2 protein-coding genes (1 of these 2 only partly in view) are annotated in these 22,422 nt (G+C 69.2%); both read left to right on the forward strand.

Annotated features, from left to right (window positions below; translation table 11 throughout):
• A complete protein-coding gene (locus V1Y59_RS00610; RefSeq protein ID WP_330502913.1) occupies positions 1–8,037 on the forward strand; it encodes an amino acid adenylation domain-containing protein in 8,037 nt (2,678 codons plus the stop codon).
• Positions 8,034–22,422 carry the 5' portion of a non-ribosomal peptide synthase/polyketide synthase gene (locus tag V1Y59_RS00615; RefSeq protein WP_330502914.1) on the forward strand. The gene runs 10,565 nt beyond the window's last position, so 14,389 of the gene's 24,954 nt are visible here — the first part of the coding sequence; it begins with the start codon at positions 8,034–8,036; its stop codon lies beyond the right edge, outside the window. The genes V1Y59_RS00610 and V1Y59_RS00615 overlap by 4 nt, the downstream gene beginning before the upstream one ends.

Below are 22,422 nucleotides of genomic sequence, written 5' to 3' on the forward strand. Positions count from 1 at the left end.
ATGGGGTCAGCAGAACGCACCCATGATGCCACCGAGACCCAACCGACACCCCTCGAACTGACCGCCGCGCAGCGCGGTATGTGGTTCGCGGAGAACCTCTCTGCCGACTATTCCGTTACCGTTGCTCAGTATCTCGACATCCGTGACGACGGGCGCGAACTCGATCGTGAACTGTTCCGTCGGGTGACCGTCGAGAGCGGCCGCGCGCGCGAGTCGGCGTTCAGCCGCATCGTCGAGGTCAACGGCGTCCCGATGCAGATCGTCGATCAGCAGTTGGACAACGATGTCGATTTTCTCGATTTTCGTGATCGCCCGGATCCGGTCGCCGCCGCTCACCAATGGATGAACGACGATTATCAGCGACAAATGGATCTGCGAACCGATCGCCTGGTCAATACCTCGCTGATCCGCGTCGCCGACGATCGATCTTTCTGGTACGTGCGGGCTCATCACATCGCACTCGACGGATATGCCGGCCTGACCTCCGTTCTGGACATCGTCAGCCGGTACAACGCCGCGATCGAGGGGGTCGAGTACACACCGAAGCCGCGTGCGACCCTCGCCGAACTGGTCGCCGACGACATCAAGTACCGCGAGGGATCGCGTCGCCTGACCGATCGGGACCACTGGGTGGAGCGGGTCAGCGATCTGCCGGAGCGGGTGACCCTGGCGCAACAATCGGCGGCCGCTCCGCTCTCGCCGCGCAACCTGGTGGCCGGCGACGAGATGAGCGCCGACGCGCAAGCCCGGCTCGACGTGATCGCCGCAGAGCTCAACACCTCGGCCGCGGTGCTGATGACCGCAGGCTTCTCGGCCTATCTCGCCCGCATGGCCGGCACCGACGACGTGGTGCTCAGCCTGCCGGTGACCGGCCGTGCGACCGCCAAGATCAAGAACGCCAGCGGCATGCTCGCGAACATGCTGCCGATCCGGGCACGCGACGTCTCGCAGCTGTCGATGCGCGATCTCATCGAGCAGAGCCAGCTCGAACTGACCGGCGCCCTGCGCCATCAGCGCTATCGGTTCGAGGACATCCGGATCGACGCCGGCCTGGCCGACGCCAACACGGCGTCCTTCGGCCCGATCGTCAACCTGATGTTCTTCGACAAGCCGATCGAGATGGTCGGTGCCCAGGTCGAATACCAGATCCTGACGTCCGGGATCCTCGAGGATCTACGCCTCAACGTGTACCAGGCCAGCCCCGGTGCCCGACTCGTCGTCGACCTGCACGGCAACCCGCATCTCTACGCCGTCGACGAACTGCGGGGTCACCTCGAGCGCTTCCTGGTCTTCCTCGGGCGCCTCTTCGATCACCTCGACACCCTGATCGGGGATGTGGATCTCCTGATGCCCGGGGAGCGGCAGGAGCTGATCGACCTCGGCCACGGGCCGGCTCTCGGTGAACCCGAGCAGGACACCCACCTGCTGGAACCGTTCGAACGCAACGTCGCCGACCACGGCGACCGGGTCGCCGTCGAGTTCGACGACCGCCAGTGGTCCTACACCGAATTCGATCGCCTCCGACGAGTGCTCTCCGCCCACCTCGTGTCGTCGGGTGTGCGTCGCGGCGATCACGTCGTCGTGGCGCTCGATCGCGGCATCGGCCAGGTCGCGGCCATCTATGCGGTCCTCACCGTCGGTGCCGCGTATGTGCCCGTCGACCCCGCTGCGCCCGACGAGCGGCGGCAGATGATCGCCAAGACGGTGTCGGCGCCGGTGGTCATCGATGCCTCACGCCTGACCGACATCGGGTTCGACGCGATCGCCCGTGGAGCCGTGGCGGCCGGCGAGTCGGCGGCGGTCCGCGCCGTCGGCGGTGCGCGCGAGGCCGCCTACGTGATCTTCACGTCCGGTTCGACCGGCACGCCGAAGGGCGTGCAGGTCGGACATGAGGCCGTCGTGAACCGGCTGGCGTGGATGCAGACCAACTATCCGCTGTCGGTCGACGATCGCGTGCTCTACAAGACCCCCTTCACCTTCGACGTCTCCGTGTGGGAACTGTTGTGGCCGCTGGCGCAGGGTGCGCGGATGGTCATCGCACGACCGGGTGGACACCGCGATCCCGAGTACCTGCTCGACCTGATCACCCGACGCGACGTCAACGTCGCGCACTTCGTGCCCTCGATGCTCGACGTGTACACCGAGGTACTGCAGAACGAGGGACACGAGACGCTGTTCCCGCAGGCGATGCGTCGGGTGTTCACCTCCGGCGAGGCGTTGCCCCGCCTGCTCGCCGACCGGGTCCTCGACGGTTCGACCGCGGAGCTGGTGAATCTGTACGGACCGACGGAGGCGGCGGTCGACATCACCGAGCACCGCGTGGTCGCCGAGGACGGGCCGGTCCCGATCGGCCGGCCGGTCGCCAACGCGGACACGTATGTTCTGGACACCCGCCTGCAGCCCGTGCCCGCCGGCGTGGCGGGCGAGCTGTACCTCGCCGGCCGCCAATTGGCCGACGGCTATGTCGGGCGCGCCGACCTGACCGCGGATCGCTTCGTCGCCGACCCGTTCCAGGCCCCGGGTGACCGGATGTACCGCACCGGCGACCTGGTCCGGTGGGACGCGCACGGCGAGCTGCAGTACCTGGGCCGCACCGACTTCCAGGTCAAGATCCGTGGCCAGCGGATCGAGCCGGGAGAGATCGAGGCGGTCCTCGACGCGATGCCCGGCATCGACGCCAGCGCGGTGGTTCCCCGCACGGACCTCGGTCCGGGCCCGGTGCTGGTGGCGTATCTGCGCTGCGAGGACGAGTCGGTGAGCGAGGCGGCCGCGCTGTCGTGGTGTCGTCGTCACCTGCCGTCGCACATGGTGCCGTCGGCGGCCGTGCTGCTCGACCAGTTCCCGATCGGGGCGACCGGCAAGCTCGACCGCAAGCGTCTGCCCGCGCCCGACCTCACACCGGTGGTGGGTTACGAAGCCCCCCGCACCCCCGTCGAGATGACCCTGGCCGCCCTGATCGGCGAGTTGCTGGGAGTGGAACGGATCGGACTGCGGGACAACATCTTCGCGCTCGGTGGGGATTCCCTCATGGCGGCCCGCCTGGTGTCCCGGGCCCGGGTCGAACACAACGTGCGGATCGACCTCACGGACGTGTTCACCTCGGTCGACGTCGGCGAGATCGCCGAGCGGTCCCGGTCGGCAGGCGCCGACGGACGTCCGACACTCACGCGGGTCGAGCCGCGGCCGGAGATCATCCCGTTGTCGCACGCCCAGACCCGGCTCTGGTTCGTCAACCGGATGGACCCCGGCGCGGGAACGTACAACATGCCCGGCGCCGTCCGCCTCGGCGACGACGTCGACATCGAGGCCCTGGCGCACGCGATCGGCGACCTCGTACAGCGCCACGAAACCCTGCGCACCAGGTTCGGTTCGCATGGTGGTGAACCCGTCCAGGAAATCCTCGATTCCACCGAGGCACTGGCCACCATCGACACCGGAGTCGCCGTCGTCGACGGCCGGATCGACGAGGTGATCGCCGCCGAGGCCGCACGCGGGTTCGACCTCGCGAACGAGATCCCCTTCCGTGCGCGGATTCTGCAGGACCCGGCGGGTTACGTCGTGGTCGTGGTGCTGCATCACATCGCAGGCGACGGGTTCTCACTGGTGCCGCTGATCCGTGATCTGTTCGTCGCCTACACCGCCCGTCGCCAGGGGGCCGACAGCCCGCTCCCGCCGCTGGACGTGCAGTACGCCGACTTCGCGATGTGGCAGCATCGGCTCCTCGGCGCTCCCGACGAGCCGACCACGATCGCGACCGACGGCATTGCGTTCTGGCAGGACGAACTCGCCGGTCTGCCCGGTTTCCTGCCGCTGCCCACCGACCATCCCCGCCCGCATGTGGCCTCCGGCAGCGGCGGATACGTCGACACCACCTTCGACCCGGACCTGGTCGCCGGGATCCGCACGCTGGCACGGGACCACAACGTCACCCCGTTCTCGGTGTTGCACACCGCTTTCGCGATTCTGCTCGCGCGCTGGGCGGAGGTGGACGAGGTCGCGATCGGTACCGCCGTCGCCGGCCGGGACGAACCCGAGACCGCCGAGCTGGTCGGGATGTTCGTCAACACCGTGGTGCTGCGGACGGCGGTCGGCCCGGCCGACACCACCGCCGAACTGCTGGATCGCGCGCACACCACCCGCACCCGTGCGATGCGACACGCGACGATCCCGTTCGAACGGGTGGTGGAGGCCGTGGCGCCGGAGCGGTCGGCCGCGCACACGCCGCTGTTCCAGGTGTCGCTGACCATGCACCCCGGACAGGCGCGGGCACTCGAGGAGTGGACCGAGGCCGCCGAGATGCTCGACGCGCGCGTACCCGCGGCCAAGTTCGACCTCTCCATCACCGTCACCGATCACGTCGGTTCGAGCGGATTCGACGTCGAACTCGCTTATGCTGCCGACCTTTTCGACCAGCGGACCATTGAGCGTCTGGCGCAGCAGCTCGAGCTGGTGCTGCGGACGATGATCGCCGCGCCGACCCGCCGGGTGGGCACCATCGACCTGGTCGACCCGGCCGAGATCGCCGCACTGACCCGGCACCCGAAGTCCCCGGCCGTTCCCGAGACGCTGCGCGATCTGCTGTTCAACGGCCTGGTCCAGGCCAACCCGTCGGCGGTCGCGATCAGCGGGTCCCACACGGTCACCTGGTCGACGCTCGAGGCCGGCACGAATCAGCTCGCGCGCGAACTGATCGCGCGCGGCGTCGGTCCGGGCGATGTGGTGGCGATCTGTGTCCCGCGATCGCATCTGTCGGTGATCGCGATGCTCGGGGTGGCGAAGTCGGGGGCGGCGTTCGTCAGCGTCGACCCGGCTCACCCGGCAGGCCGGTTGGCGGAGATCCTCGCCGACAGCGGGGCATGCCTGGGCCTGACGGCCGTCGAGGTCGCGGACCGGGCGCCCGACGGGGTCGAGTGGCTGCCGATCGACGACGAGTCGGTGGAATGGCAGCTGGCCGGTCACAGTGGCGCTCGACTGCGCGCCGACGAGTTGGTGCGGGTACCCGTGATCGACGACCTCGCCTATCTGATCTACACGTCCGGCTCCACCGGCAAGCCCAAGGCGGCTGCCCTGAGTCACCGCGGTCTCGCCACGGTGGCGACGAATCAGAAGAAGATTCTGCGCCTCGACCAGCGTTCCCGCGTCCTGCACGTCGCGTCACCGAGCTTCGACGCGTCGATCTTCGAGATCCTGATGGCCCTGTGCAGCGGGGCCGAACTCGTGGTGAGCCCGAGCGGGGTGTACGGGGGCGACGAACTCGCGGCTCTCATCGACCGGCACCAGGTCACGCATGCCGTGATGACGCCGTCCGCGCTGGCGACGCTGGAGCCTGCGGCGGTGCCGACCCTGAGCCGGGTCATCAGCGTCGGCGAGGCCTGCCCGCCGGATCTCATGCGGCGCTGGGCGCGTGCGGGGCGCGCGTTCTTCAATCTGTACGGGCCGACGGAGGTAACCATCTGGGCGACCGCCGCCGGGCCGTTGCACGAGGGTGATGAGGTCACCATCGGTCGCGCGGTTCCCGGCGTCGGAGCACTCGTGCTCGACCCGGCCCTGCGCCCGGTCCCGACCGGCGTCCCCGGCGAGCTCTACCTGACCGGCATCCAGTTGGCACAGGCGTACCACTCGCGGCCCGACCTGACCTCGACGCGTTTCGTCGCGAGCCCGTTCGGCGCGGGGGAGCGCATGTACCGCACCGGCGATCGCGTGGTGCGCACACCGTCGGGCGCGCTGAGATATGTGGGACGCACCGACTTCCAGCTGAAGATCCGCGGCCTGCGCATCGAGCCGGGCGAGGTCGATGCGGCCATCGCCCGTCATCCTCTGGTCAGCGAGGTCGTCAGCCTCGGTGTTCCAGGCCCCGGTGGCGACGACGTCCTCGTCGCCTACGCCCGTCTGACCGACGGCGCGTCGGTGGAGCCCAAGCGGATTCTCGAGCAGGCCGCGGCTCACCTGCCCGCGTACATGGTGCCGCACTCGCTCGTCGTGGTCCCCGAGTTCCGGCTCACCACCTCCGGGAAGATCGACCGCAAATCCCTTCCGCCGGTGGACTTCTCCTCGTCGGTGCGCTACCGTGCCCCGAGCTCGCAGATGGAGGCGGTGGTCGCGGGTATCTTCGGCCAGGTGCTCGGCCTGGACCGGATCAGCGCCGACGCGGATTTCTTCGACCTCGGCGGGAGCTCGCTGTCGGCGACCAAGGTGACCTCGCGGCTCTCGGCGCTCCTCGATCGGCCGGTGCCGGTCAAGGTGCTGTTCGAGCGCCCGACGGTGTCGATGCTCGCGCAGTCGCTGTCCGGCGGTCCGACCGGGCACGGTGCCCCACCACTGCTCGCCCGCAGCCGCGCCGAGCTCGTCCGCGTGTCGGGTATGCAGCGTGGCCTCTGGTTGGTCAATCGCGCGGACCCGGGATCGGCGGCCTACAACGTGGCCATGGCGCTACGCCTCACCGGTGACCTCGACGTGGCGGCGCTGCAGATGGCGACCGCCGACCTCGTCCGCCGGCACGAATCGCTGCGCACCACGTACCCGATGATCAATGACGAACCGGTCCAGGTGATCATGCCGGCCGACGTCGTCGAGAGCGAACTGACCGTCGAGGTACGGGAAGCCGGCGGGTCGCTGGAGACCGCCATCGGCGAGGTCACCGGAGAGGGGTTCGACATCACCACCCGGCCGCCGGTGCGGGCGGTGCTGCTCCGTGCCTCGACCACCGAGCACGTGCTCGTGTTCGTGATTCACCACATCAGTGCGGACGGCGCATCGATGTCCCCCCTGGCACGTGATCTGATGACCGCCTACGCCGCGCGCAGCACCGGGGCCGAACCGGCCTGGAAACCGCTGCCCGTGCAGTACGCCGACTTCAGCCTCTGGCTCTCCGAACGTCTCGCCGTCGCCGACGCCGACGGCATGACCGAGGAGGAACGGCAGTTGGCCTACTGGGACACCCGGCTCGCCGGGGTGCCCGAGCGGCTCGATCTCCCGCACGACCACCAGCGGCCGAAATCGCCGAGCTTCCAGGGTGAGTCGGTGGCCCTCGAGATCCCGGCCGAAATCGTGGCGGGGCTGGAGATGATCGCGCGCCGGCATCATACGACTACCTTCATGGTCATCCACGCCGCGTTCGCCGTACTGCTCAACCGCATGTCGGGGAGTACCGACCTGGTGATCGGCACACCGTTCGCCGGTCGCGGGGAGCAGAGTCTCGACGACGTGGTCGGCATGTTCGTCAACACCCTGGCGCTGCGCACCCGGGTCGACCCCGGCGAGCGATTCGTCGACCTGCTGGCGCGGGTGCGCAACGAGGATCTCGCCGACATGTCGCACACCGACGTGGCCTTCGACGAGATCGTCGCGCGGACCCTGCCGAAGCCGCCGACCTCCTACAACCCGATCTACCAGGTGATGCTCGCGTTCCAGGACGTCGACTTCCCGAGTCTGCAGTTCGATCGGCTCACCGTCGAGCCGATCCACGAGGAACTCACCTCCGCGAAGGTCGATCTGCAGCTCACCCTGTTCCCGAACGACCCGGACCGCGACGAGCTGGGCGGAGCGATGCGCGCCCAGTTCCTCTATGCCACCGATCTGTTCGAGCATGCGACGATCGAGCGGTTGGCCGCCCGATATGTGCAGGTGCTCGAAGCGATCACCGCCGACCCCGAGACCACGGTCGGTGACGTGCGGCTGAGGCTCGACGACGAGCTCCTCGCCGCAGCGGCGGAGGACGCGGCTCCGGATGTCGCGCTCTCGACGTTGATCATGCGTGCGGCGGCCGCCGACCCGACGGCACCGGCCGTCATCACCCCGTCGGTGGTCAGCTTCGGTGATCTCGACGTGATGATGGCTGCGATGAGTCCGACTGCACCCGATGCGGATTCGGCACTGACCATGGCGGCGATGACACTCGTCCCGGGGCTGGCCGAGTCCGGCCCCGAGGGATTCGACACTCTTCTCTCCGATCTGCGAAACCGCGCGAACGCCATTGTGGCGCAGGGCGAACAGGCGACGACGGAGTCCACCGAAACGGAAGGTAGCGATCGCAGGTGACCGGGATCGGTGTGGACTCGGCGGACATTTCCACAGCATGGGGGCGGCGTCCGCCGACGCGGGACCTGATCGCGGTCGCAGCCCGGATCGAACCACGGACACCCGCGTCGTCCGACGGGTCGTTGACGTTCGCCGAACTCGACGAACGCGTCGCCCCGACCGCGGCCGTGTTCGCCGCCCGCGGCATGGACACCGATGCCGCCGTGAGCGCCGTCGTCACCGGCCTGATTCCGAAGGACGGTCTCGCACCCGGCGAGATCGCGGCGGCTGCCCAGGCCGCCATCACCGAGATCCGCGACCGCGCCTGCGCGATCGCCGGAACCACAGACTGGGGGTCGCTGCCGGGCATCTTCCGCTCCGCCGTGCACCGCTTCGGCGACCGCGTCGCGGTCACCGACGTGGCCGGAAACGCGCTGACCTACCGGGAACTCGACGAGAAGTCGGATGCGCTCGCGGCCGGTCTGATCGTCGCCGGTGTGCGTGCCGGGTGCGTCGTCGGTTTGGCGACCCCACGGACCGCCGAGGTGATGGTGGCCATTCTCGGCATCCTCAAGACCGGTGCGGCATACCTGCCGCTCGACATCTCCCACCCCGCCGAACGCCTGTCCTTCGTCGTCGCCGATGCCGCGCCGACCCTCGTCATCACCGACCCCGACGGCGTCGAGGCGCTCGCGTACCTCGACGTCGGTCGGCAGACCACAACCGAGCTGATCGCACAGGGCGCCGGTTCCGCCGTGGCGTTGCCTGACGCCGTCGATCCGCGGCTCGCCGCATACATGATCTTCACGTCGGGCTCGACCGGGCGGCCCAAAGGTGTTGTGGTGGAACATCGCAGCGTTCTGGCGCTGATGTCGGCGGCGCAGGAGCACTACCACTTCACCGAGAACGACGTCTGGACGATGTTCCACTCGTACGCCTTCGACGTCTCGGTGTTCGAGATGTGGGGGCCCCTGCTGTTCGGCGGACGCCTCGTGGTGGTCGACTTCCTCACCACCCGTAGCCCGGACGAGTTCGCGGAGCTGCTGATCGCGGAGGGTGCGACCGTGGTGTCGCAGACCCCGTCGGCGTACTATCAGCTCGCCGCAGCGGTCCGCCCCACGTCGCGCACCCGCCTGTCGGGCACCGTTCGCTACATGGTGTTCGCCGGAGAGGCACTGGATTTCGAACAAGTGCGACGCTGGTACGCCGATCGCGTCGAGGCCGAGGGGTCGGTGGGCCCCGTCCTGGTGAACATGTACGGCATCACCGAGACCACCGTGCACTCCACCTTCCGCGCTCTCGACCCGGACTTCGTGGTGTCGGCCAAGGGATCCGACATCGGGGACGGGCTGCCGAACCTCACCATGGCGGTGCTCGACGACCGACTGCGTCCCGCCCCGGACGGCGTACCCGGCGAGATCTATGTCAGTGGCACCCAGGTCACCCGCGGGTATCTGGACCGGCCCGGTCTCACCTCGGGCCGATTCGTGGCCAACCCGTTCGGTGGGCCCGGCGATCGGATGTACCGCAGCGGTGACATGGCCATCCGCCGCGGCGACACCATCGAGTATCTGGGACGGTCCGACGCGCAGGTCCAATTGCGTGGTTTCCGTATCGAACTCGGCGAAGTGGAGTCGGCACTCCTGGCCGCCCCGGGCGTGGACGCGGCCGCGGTGGCGGTCAAACGGCGTGACGGCGGCGACGAACTGCTCGTCGGCTACGTGGTGCTCACCGGGACCTCCGCGGTCACACCGGCGGAACTGAGAAGCGCCGCCGGCACCGCCGTCCCCAGCTACATGGTGCCCGACGTGGTGATGGTCCTCGACCAGTTGCCGCTCACCGTCAACGGCAAGCTCGACCGGCGGGCACTACCCGAACCCAAGATCAGCGTCGACACCGAGTTCGTCGCCGCGGCAGGCGACACCGAGGAGGCGCTCGTCGAGATCGTCGCCGACGTGCTGGGCCTCGAGGAGGTCAGCGTCGCCGACTCGGTCTTCGATCTCGGCGGGAACTCGCTCGCCGCGGCACGCATCGTCGGACGTGCCGGCGAGGTGCTGAAAGTCGACCTCTCTGTCCGCGACGTGTTCGACGCACCGTCGGTCCGCGGCCTCGCCGCCATCATCGAGGGTCGCGGGGCGGGCCTCGCGCCGGTGCTCGCGGTTCCGCGCCGACCCGATCGGGTGCCGTTGTCTTTCGCGCAGGCCCGGATGTGGTTCATCAACCAGTTCGATCCGTCCCTGCCGACCTACAACGTGCCGATGCTGCTGCAGCTGTCCGGGGACGTCGACGCGGCGGCGCTGCGCGAGGCGCTACTCGACGTCGTCGCGCGGCACGAAGTGCTGCGGACGGTCTTCCCCGCGGTGGACGGTGTGCCGGTACAGGACGTCCGTCCGGTCGCCGAGATCGACGGCGCCATCGACTGGGAGATCGCCGACTCCGCCGCCGACATCGAGACGGCGCTGGGCACCGGATTCGACGTCACGACGGACTGGCCGGTACGCGCGCGGTTGTTGCGCGACCACTCGGGCGGGTGGCTGTTCGCCCTCGTGGTGCACCACATCGCCGCCGACGGCGAGTCGCTGGTACCGCTGGTCGACGACTTCGCGGCCGCCTACGAGGCCCGGGTCGCCGGCGACGCGCCGACCTACGAGCCGCTGGCAGTCCAGTTCGCCGACTTCGCCATCTGGCAGCACGAGGTCCTCGGCGCCGTCGACGATCCGGAATCGGTGGTCGGCGGCCAACTCTCCTACTGGGCGCGTCAGCTCGCCGGATTGCCCGACGTCCTCGAACTGCCCGCCGACCGACCCCGGCCGGTGGTCGCGTCCTACCGCGGTGACCGGGTCACCTTCGAGGTCCCCTCGGCCACCGCCGATCATGTCGGCGATCTGGCGCGCGCGGTCGGTGCGACACCCTTCATGGTGATCCACGCCGCGCTCGCGGTGCTGCTCGCCAGGCTGTCGGCCACCGACGACATCGCGGTGGGCACACCGATCGCCGGACGCGGTCAGGGCGTGCTCGACCCGCTGATCGGCATGTTCGTCAACACCCTCGTGCTGCGGACGCGAACCGACGACTCCATGACCTTCGCAGAACTGCTCGACCAGGTGCGCAGCACCGACCTGGAGGCCTTCGCGAACGCCGACGTTCCGTTCGAGACGGTCGTCGAACGTCTCGACCCGGTGCGGTCGGAGGCGTTCGCGCCGCTCGCGCAGGTGATGCTGACCTTCAATCAATCGTCGATGGCGGAACTGGCCGCCGGGATGGAACCCGTGTCGGTCGCCGGGATGGCCATCTCGCCGACCGAGGTGAGCCGCCCCCCGGCGAAGGTCGACCTGCTGCTGAGTCTCGCCACCGCAGCCGAGCACCACCCGTGGACGGGTGAGATCGTGTACGCCACGGACCTGTTCGACGCCGCCACGATCGAGCGATTCGTCGGGAGATTCGTAGGACTGCTGGATCTGCTCGTGACGCAACCGGATTCGGTCGTGTCCGATGCCGCCCTGCTGACCGTTGCGGAGCACCGCGAACTCACCGAGTGGTCGGTGGGCGAGGTCGTGGACATCCGGGACACCTCGGTGGCCCAGGCGGTGGCCGACCAGGTCTCGGCAACTCCCGACGCTCCCGCTCTCCTGGTCGACGAGCGGACCGTCACCTACGCCGAATTCGGTGCGCGGGTGGCGATCCTGGCGCGCGAGCTGATCAGTGCGGGCATCGGTCCCGAGGTCGCCGTCGGCGTCTCGCTCGAGCGTTCGGTGGAACTCGTGGTCGCCATCCACGCGGTCGTCGCGGCCGGCGGGCAGTACGTGCCGATCGACACCGCCGCACCCGCCGAGCGGGTGCGGTACATGCTCGAAACGGCCGGCGTCGGTACGATCCTCGTCGGCGACGACGCCCGGCCCGGGTGGCTCGATGACGTGTCCGCCACGGTGAGGGTGCGGACCGTATCGGCGTCGACGGACATCCCGACCGACGTCGAGCCCGTCACCGACGCGGAGCGGTTGCGCCCCCTACGCGGTGACGACGCGATCTACACGCTGTTCACCTCGGGTTCCACCGGCCGCCCGAAGGGCGTGACCGTGTCGCACCGCTCGGTACTCAACCGGCTCCGGTGGGGACTGCACGAGTATCCATGGACCGCGGGGGATCGGGTGATCCTCAAGACCCCGATCACCTTCGACGTGTCGGTCCCGGAGTTGTTCGCCACCACGGCATCCGGCGCCACCATGGTCATCGCACGACCGGGTGGCCACGCCGATCCGCTCTACATCGCCGAGCTCATCGCGGATACCGGCGCCACCTCGGTGCATTTCGTGCCGTCCATGCTGTCGGTGTTCCTGGATGTGGTCCCGCACCACCGCATTCGCACGCTCACCACCCTGCGATGGATGTTCGCGTCGGGGGAGGCGCTGCCGCCGACCGTGGTCGCCGCAGCGCACGAGATGCTGCCGCACGTGCAGATCGTCAACCTCTTCGGCCCCACCGAGGCCGCCGTGGAGGTCGCCTACGTCGACGTCACCCACGCCACGGACATGGTTCCGATCGGTGTGCCGGTGTGGAATACGGGGACGTATGTGTTGGATGGGCGGTTGCGGTTGGTGCCGCCGGGGGTTCCGGGTGAGCTGTACCTCGGTGGTGTGCAGGTGGCGCGGGGGTATGCGACGCGGTCGGGGTTGACTGCGGAGCGGTTTGTGGCGGATCCGTTCGGGGTGGCGGGGTCGCGGTTGTATCGGACGGGGGATTTGGTGCGGTGGGGTGCCGCGGGTGAGATCGAGTATTTGGGGCGTACGGATTTTCAGGTGAAGTTGCGGGGGCAGCGGATCGAGTTGGGTGAGATCGAGACGGTGGTGGCGTCGGTGCCGGGTGTGGTGCATGCGGCGTGTGCGGTGGTGGTGGCGCCGACGGGGGCGCAGCATTTGGTGGCGTATGTGTCGCCGGGGTCGGTGGATGTGTCGGTGGCGCGTGGTGTGGTGGCTGCGGCGTTGCCGGAGTACATGCGTCCGTCGGTGTGGGTGGCGTTGGATGACATCGCGTTGAACAGTTCGGGGAAGTTGGATCGTAAGGCGTTGCCGGAGCCGGTGTTCGAGGCCGAGGAGTACGTCGCACCGGCGAACTCGACGGAGGAGACACTGGCCGGAGTCGTTGCCGGGGTCCTCGGCGTCGACCGGGTCAGTGTGGTCGAATCGTTCTTCGCCCTCGGCGGCGACTCGATCCTGTCCATCCAGCTGGCGTCGGCGGCCCGCAAGGCCGGGATCACGCTTTCTCCACGAGAGGTGTTCGAGCACAAGACCGTCCGGGCGATCGCGCGGGCGGTTCACGGTTCGGACAGCCGTTTGCCGTTGCTCGACGAGGCACCCGGCGGCGGTTCCGGTGACCTCCCACTACCGCCGGTCGTCTCGTGGATGCTCGAATTGTCCACCTCTGCAGACGATTTCGCCGACTTCTCGCAGGCCCTCGTGCTGGTTGCGCCGGATGATCTCGACGCCGACCGCCTCCGTGAGGTGCTGGATGTGGTGATCGCCGCGCACCCGATGCTGTCGGCCCGACTCGAGGCGTCTCCGACCGGGTGGACGCTCACCGCGGGTACCCAGAGCGGGGCCCGGGTGGCCAGCGTCGACGCGCGGGTGCGGACCGGATCGGCGGAGTTCGCGGACCTCATCACACGTGCACACGCCGATGCCGTGGGCCGTCTCGATCCGTCCACCGGCGCGCTGGTGTCGGCGGTGCTGGTATCCGGTGCCGACGGAGCGCGCGTGGTGCTCGCCATCCACCACCTCGGTGTCGACGCGGTGTCATGGCCGGTCCTCGGTGAGGACGTGGTCACCGTGTGGGCCGATCTACACCACGGGAGGCCCCCGGCAATCCGGCCCGAGGCGACGACCGCGCGCGCATGGGCCACGGCGGTGGCCGCCCAGGCCGAACGTCGCCGTGGCGAAGTGGACTACTGGTCGGACCGCCTCCCGGCGCCCACGAATCTCGGTGCGCCGCTGGACGCGTCGCGTGACAACTATGCGACGGTGGGTTCGCTGCGCCACCGCGTGGACGCTGACGTCACCGAGGCGCTGCTGACCGAGGTACCCGAGGCTTTCCGGGCCAATCTGGACGATGCGCTGCTGGCCGCGCTCGCACGTGCCGTCCGGTCGTGGCAGGCGGCTCGCGGCATCGTCGACGCAGCGCCGGTCGGCATCCTGGTGGAAGGCCACGGCCGCTACGACGAGGTCGTCGCGACCGGGCCCGAGCCGAGGTCGGCAGACCTGTCACGCACGGTCGGGTGGTTCACCACGATCGCACCGATGCTGCTCGACCCGGGTGCGGACGGCGTGCATGCGGTGAAGGCCGCCAAGGAGGAGCGGCTGGCCCGCCCGGACAGCGGAATCGGCTTCGGGCTGCTGCGATTCGGTGGCGACGACCACCTGGCGGGGCGACCGCTGCCGTCGATCGGGTTCAACTTCTTCGGAGCCGGCGGCACCGCTTCTGCGCCGGCCGGGTTGCCGTTCACACCGGACACCGATGCTACGACGTTGCCGGCCACGGTGTCGGGGGCGATGACGGCGATGAACGTGATCACCGTGAATGTCGGGACCCGGGCCGGCGAAAGCGGCCGGGAACTGTCCGCGGACTTCCTGTATGCCGGTGAGATCCTGTCCGCCGACGACGTCGAGGACCTGGCCTCTCGCTGGTCTGCCGAACTCGCGGAGATCGTGAGCGCGGTCCGGACGGGCGAGGTCGGGCTGTCGCCGTCCGATGTCCCCGGAACCGATGTGTCCCAATCCGACCTGGACCTGCTCGCGGCCCGGTATCCCGGTGCCGACGTGTGGCCGCTGACACCGCTGCAGCTCGGCCTTCGACTGGAGTCCGCGCTCGCCACCGCCGATCACTCCGCGGTCGATGTGTATGTGACCCAAGCAGTTCTGGAGCTCGGCGAGGACGTCGACGAGGCTCGACTACGCCGCGCCACGGACGAGTTGTTCGCGCACCATCGGGTGCTGCGCTCCGGTTTCACCGAGACCGACAGCGGGTCGGTGGTCGCCGTCGTTCCACCGTCGGTCACCGCGCCATGGGAGACGGTCGACCTCCGCGACCTCGACGACGACGCCGCCGACGCGCGTATCACCGAGATCTGCGAACACGAACGTGTCACGCCCTTCGACCTCGCGGCACCACCGCTGGTCCGCTTCGTCCTGGTCCGCCGCGGCGCGTCCACGAGCCTCGTGGTGACCAACCACCACATCCTCTTCGACGGCTGGTCCGGCCCGCTGGTGCTCGCGGATCTGCTGTCGCTCTACGCTTCCGGGGTCACCTACACCGGCGCGGCCGGGCCGGGCACACCGGACTTCGCCGCCCACCTCCGGCGACTCGGATCGTCCGACGTCGCGGCGGGCGAGGCGGCCTGGGCGGAGATCTTGTCCCCGGTCACGGCGCCGACGCTGGTCGCGCCCGGGGCGAGCGCGACCCCCGGGTTGCTGCCCCGCGACCACATCGTCACGTTGGGCGACGACCTGTCCGCAGGTGCCGAAGCGCTGGCCCGATCCAGCGACACCACCGTGGCGACCGTGTTCGGTTTCGCCTGGGCGGTGCTGCTGTCCCGGTTGACGGGTGAACGCGTGGTGACCTTCGGCGAGACGGTGTCGGGACGCCCGGCCGATCTCGACGGTGTCGAATCCATGGTGGGTCTGTTCATCAACACCGTGCCCGCGGTGTGCGACGTCGACCCCGACGCCGGCGTGCGGGATGTGCTGCGTCGTATCCAGGCCGGCAAGGTCGCCGTTCTCGATCACCAGCACCTGGGATTGCCGCGGCTCACCAGCCTCGCGCACGCCGGGCAGGGGCCGCTCTTCGACACGTTGACCGTGCACGAGTCGTATCCGGTGGACACCGACTCCTTCTCCGCCGCAGAGACTCTGGGGCTCGACGTACGGAACGTCGAGTTGCTCGACGCCACCCACTACCCGCTCAACCTGGCGACCTCGCCGGTGGCCGACGGCTTCGCCCTGAAACTCAAGTACCTCCCCGGTGCGTTCGGCGACGACCAGATCGAGGTGTTCGCCACCGCACTGGTCGAGATCATTCGCTGCGCGGTGGCCGATCCCGACATCCGCACCGCCGACCTCGCGCTGCTACCCGCCGCGCGATCAGCGGAGCTGAGCCCCGTCACGGGTGGCGTCGGCGCGGCCCCCCGACTGCTCGGGGAGGTGTTCGCCGAGGTCGTCGCGCGCCATCCCGATCGACCGGCGGTGCTCGACGCCGGCGGAACGCAACTGTCCTACGCCGATCTCGACGCACGGTCGAACCGGCTGGCGCGATGGCTGATCTCCCGCGGGGTGGGTGTCGAGTCGCTCGTGGCGCTGGCTCTGGGTCGGTCGACCGACCTGCTCACCGCGATCTGGGCCGTGGCCAAGACCGGTGCGGGCTACGTGCCGGTGGACCCCGACTACCCGCCGGAGCGGATCGCGCACATCCTCACCGATTCCGGCGTGGCACTGGGGCTCACCATCGATCGGTATCTGTCCCGGCTCGCCGACGACGTCGCCTGGACCGTCCTGGACGGCCCGGCCTTCACTGCGGAGTCCTCCGGGCTGGACACCGCCGCGGTGGCGCCCGACGAACGGATCGGCACCCCGCACCTCGACGCGATCGCGTATGTGATCTACACGTCGGGTTCGACCGGAACCCCGAAAGGTGTGCCGGTCACCTACCGCGGCGCCTACAACTTCGGTTCGGCCGAGATCGCCCGATTCGACGTGCATCCGCAGTCGCGGGTCCTCGGCTTCGCATCGCCGAGCTTCGACGCCTCCGTCCTGGAGTGGCTGATGGCGTCCGCGTCGGGCGCCGCACTGGTCTACCGGCCCGACGACACCCCGGGCGGCGAGATGTTGGCCGCTTTCATCCGAGAACACCGCATCAGCCACGTGTTCCTGACGCCGACGGTGTTGGCGACCGTCGATCCCGCGGACATCCTGGACGTCTCGGTGCTGGGCAGCGGTGGTGAGGCGGTGTCGCAGACGCTCGTCGATCGGTGGGGGCCCCGTCTGCGATTCATCAACGCCTACGGCCCGTCCGAGGCCTCGGTGGCGGTGACGATGAGCCGACCGCTCCACGCGGGTGCGCGCGTGCACATGGGCGGACCACTACCCGGTGTCGACCTCGTGGTACTCGACGACCGCCTGCGGGTGGTCCCGGTGGGCATGCCCGGCGACCTGTACGTGATCGGCGATGCGTTGGCTCGCGGATACCTCGCCCGTCCGGCGCTCACCGCGGAGCGGTTCGTCGCCGGGCCCTACGGGGCGCCCGGCGCACGGATGTACCGGACCGGCGACGTGGTGGCGTGGCGGCGTGAACCCGAGACCGGGGAACTGGTGCTCGACTACGTGGGCCGTCGCGACGATCAGGTCAAACTGCGGGGCCTGCGGATCGAACTCGGTGAGATCGAAGACGCACTGGCGGCGCATGACTCGGTCGGCACCGCGGTGGTCGTCGGTGTCGGCGGGGCGGTGGCCACCGCACTCGCCGGCTATGTGGTGCCCGCCGCGGCGGGCGCCGACATCGATCTCGCCGACCTGCGGGCCTTCGTCGCCCGCCGGCTGCCCGCGCACATGGTGCCCGGGAGCGTCACCGTGCTCGACGCGCTGCCGCTGACACCGGTAGGCAAACTCGACAAGCGTGCCCTGCCCGAACCGGTGATCGAGTCGGCGGGGGAGTACGTGGCACCCGAGGGCTTCGCGGAGCAGATGGTGGCGGCGGTCTTCGCCGAGGTTCTCGATCTCGATCGGGTCGGAGCCACCGGGGGCTTCTTCGACCTGGGTGGCAACTCGTTGTCGGCGACGCGGGTGGCCGCGCGGACCGCCGACGCGCTCGGCGTGGCGGTGTCGGTGCGCGACGTCTTCGACGCACCGACCGTGCGTGAACTGGCCGCCGCCGTCGGCGGCCGCGGCGCCGGCCTCGACCGGGTCGTCGCGGTGACCCCGCGGCCCGAGCGAATCCCGTTGTCGTTCGCGCAGGCACGGATGTGGTTCATCAACCAGATGGACACCGACGCACCGACATACAACGTTCCGGCGTTGCTCCGACTGCACGGCGAGCTCGACGTCGCGGCATTGCGAGCCGCGGTCACCGACGTGGTGATCCGGCACGAAGTGCTGCGCAGCACCTTCCCGGCCGTCGACGGCGTCCCGATGCAGGTGATCGCATCCGCGGACTCCGTGGCCGACGGGCTCGACTGGGCTGTCGTGGAGACTCCGGGCGACCTGCAGGACGCGGTCGCCACCGGGTTCGACGTGACGACGAATCAGCCGCTGCGCGTCCGGTTGTGGCGCACGGACGAGCGTGAGCACGTCCTCGGTCTCATCGCCCACCACATCGCGGCCGACGGTGAGTCGATGCTGCCGCTGGTCTCGGATCTGGTCACCGCCTACGTCGCACACAGCACCGGCACCCAACCGGGGTTCCGGCCGTTGGATGTGCAGTTCGCCGACTACGCGATCTGGCAGCACCGCGTCCTCGGCTCCCCGGACGATCCGGATTCCCTGGTCGGCCGCCAATTGGCCTATTGGACCGAGGAACTCGCCGGCCTTCCGGATGCGATCGTCCTGCCCGCCGACCGGCCGCGGCCACCCGTCGCGTCCCATCGAGGTGCCCGACACACATTCGATATCCCGGCCGATGTCGGCGAACGGGTCGCCGCGGTGGCCGCCGACCACGGCGTGACACCGTTCATGGTGGTACACGGCGCGGTGGCCGCACTGCTCGCCCGCCTGTCGGCCGGTGACGACATCGCGGTCGCGACCCCGATCGCCGGCCGCGGACAAGCGGCCCTCGATCCGCTCGTCGGCATGTTCGTCAACACGCTGGTCCTGCGCACCCGGGTCGAGCCCGGAGAGGCGTTCTCCTCGTTGCTCGGTCGTGTCCGACGGACCGATCTCGATGCCTTCGCCCACGCCGACGTCCCGTTCGAGGCGCTGGTCGAGAAGCTCGATCCGGTCCGGTCGGAGGCGTTCGCCCCGCTCGCCCAGGTGATGCTCTCGTTCGATCCGAGCGCGTCGGTCACCGACGCGGACATCGCGGTGTCGGGGCTCGAGGTGACCGCACTGCCACCGGCCGACATCCCCGCACAGCTGGACCTGTCGATCACGGTCGGTTCGGCGACGCCCGGACATGCATGGTCCGGATCGATCACCTATGCGACCGACCTGTTCGACGAGCCGACCGTCGCGTGGATGACGGAACTGTTCGTCCGCATCCTGACCGAACTCACCGATGTCCCGGCCACCGCCGTCGGCGACGTCGATCTGCTGACCGACGAGACGCGCGGGAAGGTCCTGACCTTCTCCACCGGTCCGGACGTGCACGTGGCCGATCGGTCGGTCGCCGACGCGGTCGCGGCCCAGGTGGCGGCGACCCCCGACGGGGTGGCACTGATCGACGGCACGCGATCGGTCACCTACGCCGAGTTCGGTGCCCGCGTCGCCGAGACCGCCCGCCGACTCATCGCGCTGGGCGTGGGCCCCGGTGGGGCCGTGGGGGTCTCGCTGGAACGGTCGGTGGACATGGTGGTGGCGATCCACGCGATCGTCGCCGCCGGTGCGCAGTATGTGCCGATCGATCCGGCAGCGCCGAGTGATCGGGTGCGCTACATGGTCGACACCGCTGGGGTCGACATGGTGGTCCTCGGCCCGACCGAACCACCCCGATGGTGCGACGACGTCGACCTGCAGGTGGTTCGGGTGGACACCGCTGCCGATGTCGACCCGGACACGGCGCCGATCAGCGGCACCGAACGTGTGGTCGCGCTGCGGCCCGATGACGCGATCTACACACTGTTCACCTCCGGCTCGACCGGACGACCCAAGGGCGTCGTACTGCCACACAGCGCGGTGCTCAACCGACTGCGCTGGGGACTCGCGGACTACCCGTGGAACATCGGCGACCGGGTGATCCTCAAGACACCGTTCACCTTCGACGTGTCCGTGCCCGAGTTGTTCGGACCGTTGATGTCCGGCGCGACCGTCGTGATCGCGCGGCCCGGCGGGCACGCCGATCCCGTCTATCTGGCCGATGTGATCGCCGAGGCCGGCGTCACGTCCGCGCATTTCGTGCCGTCCATGCTGTCGGTGTTCCTCGACATCGTCCCGCCCGAACGGCTGGCTGCACTGAACTCCCTGCGCTGGTTGTTCTCCTCCGGGGAGACATTCCCGCCGGCACTGGTCCGGCGGGCCCACGAACTACTGCCCAGCGCAACGATTCTCAACACCTACGGACCGACCGAGACCACCGTCGAGATGACCCACGTCGACGTGACCACCGTCGACGGTGAGGTGTCGATCGGTGTGCCGGTGTGGAATACGGGGACGTATGTGTTGGATGGGCGGTTGCGGTTGGTGCCGCCGGGGGTTCCGGGTGAGCTCTACGTCGGTGGTGTGCAGGTGGCGCGGGGGTATGCGACGCGGTCGGGGTTGACTGCGGAGCGGTTTGTGGCGGATCCGTTCGGGGCGGCGGGGTCGCGGTTGTATCGGACGGGGGATTTGGTGCGGTGGGGTGCCGCGGGTGAGATCGAGTATTTGGGGCGTACGGATTTTCAGGTGAAGTTGCGGGGGCAGCGGATCGAGTTGGGTGAGATCGAGACGGTGGTGGCGTCGGTGCCGGGTGTGGTGCATGCGGCGTGTGCGGTGGTGGTGGCGCCGACGGGGGCGCAGCATTTGGTGGCGTATGTGTCGCCGGGGTCGGTGGATGTGTCGGTGGCGCGTGGTGTGGTGGCTGCGGCGTTGCCGGAGTACATGCGTCCGTCGGTGTGGGTGGCGTTGGATGACATCGCGTTGAACAGTTCGGGGAAGTTGGATCGTAAGGCGTTGCCGGAGCCGGTGTTCGAGGCCGACGAGTACGTCGCACCGTCAACGGAGAACGAGGAGATCGTCGCCGCGATCTACGCCGACGTGCTCGGCGTCGACCGGATCGGCGTCACCGACGGGTTCTTCGATCTCGGCGGCAACTCGCTGTCGGCGATGCGCGTCGCCGCCCGGGTGTCCGACCTGATCGGGGTCGACGTGACCGTGCGCGATCTGTTCGACAGCCCATCGGTGCGTGAACTCGTTGTCGCCCTGGCCGATCGGGACCGCACCGTGGTTCCGTTGACGGCGACACCCCGGCCGTCCCGGATCCCCTTGTCGACCGCACAGTCCCGCATGTGGTTCATCAACCGCTTCGATCCCGACTCGTCGGCGTACAACATCCCGATGGCGTTGGAGCTCAGCGGTTCTCTGGACATCACCGCCCTCACCGGGGCGCTCGATGACGTGATCGAACGTCACGAGGTGCTCCGCACCGTCTATCCGGCCGACGCCGATGGGCCACACCAGGTGATCCTCGGTGCCGAGCGAGCACGCGCACAACTCGACTGGGCCGTCGCCGACACCGACGACGCGCTCTCCGCGTCGGCGACCGCCGGTTTCGACCTCACCACCGACATGCCGATCCGCGGCCGGATCCGACCGCGTGGGGCCACCCGGCACGATCTGGTGCTGACCGTGCACCACATCGCCTTCGACGGCGCGTCGACGCCGGTCTTCGTCGCCGATCTGCTGGCCGCCTATCGCGCGCGGGTGGACGGAACGACCGCTTTCGACACGGACCTCGTGGTCCAGTACGCGGACTACGCCCTGTGGCAACGCCGCACGCTCGGCACCATCGATGACCCGGCCAGTCCGCTCGGTCGGCAGATGGAGCACTGGCGGACACATCTGCGGGCGCTTCCGTCGGTGACAGACCTCCCGATGGACCGTCCGCGACCGGCCGTGCTCGACACCACCGCCGGCACGGTGTCGATCCCGGTCGGTGCCGAGCTGACCCGACAGATCGAACACTTCGCCACCACCCAGGGCGTGACCGTGTTCATGACATCGCATGCCGCGCTGGCGATGCTGATCGCCCGTCTCGGCGCCACCGACGATGTGGTGATCGGCACGCCCATCGCCGGACGCACCGAGGCGGCCACCGCCGACCTGGTCGGCATGTTCGTCAACACGCTGGTGCTGCGCACCCATGTCGACCCGGATGCCACCGTCGCCGATCTCGTGTCGGATGTGCGCACCGGCGATCTCGACGCCTTCGCCAACGCCGACGTCGCTTTCGAGGATCTGATCGAGGAACTCTCGCCGGAACGGTCCACCGCATTCGCGCCGCTCGTCCAGATCGCGTTCGCGCATGTCGCGGGGGCGCCGGACGCCGGCGCCGTCGAACTGGCCGGTCTGCGGGCGCGACCCCTGGAGCTACCGGATCAGGCGGCCAAGTTCGACCTGACCGTGAGTCTGGTCGACCGAACTGCGCAGGCGCCGATGACACTCGAGTTCACCTACGCCCGTTCGTTGTTCGAGGAGTCGACGGTCACCGGGTTCGCCGACTCGATGCTGCGGCTCCTCG

Origin of the sequence: Gordonia prachuapensis (assembly GCF_036350515.1) — a bacterium.
Lineage (GTDB): Bacteria > Actinomycetota > Actinomycetes > Mycobacteriales > Mycobacteriaceae > Gordonia > Gordonia prachuapensis.

Excerpts from the sequence above, each read along its gene's own strand:
- V1Y59_RS00610 (WP_330502913.1), top strand. The coding sequence starts at position 1 with ATGGGGTCAGCAGAACGCACCCATGATGCCACCGAGACCCAACCGACA.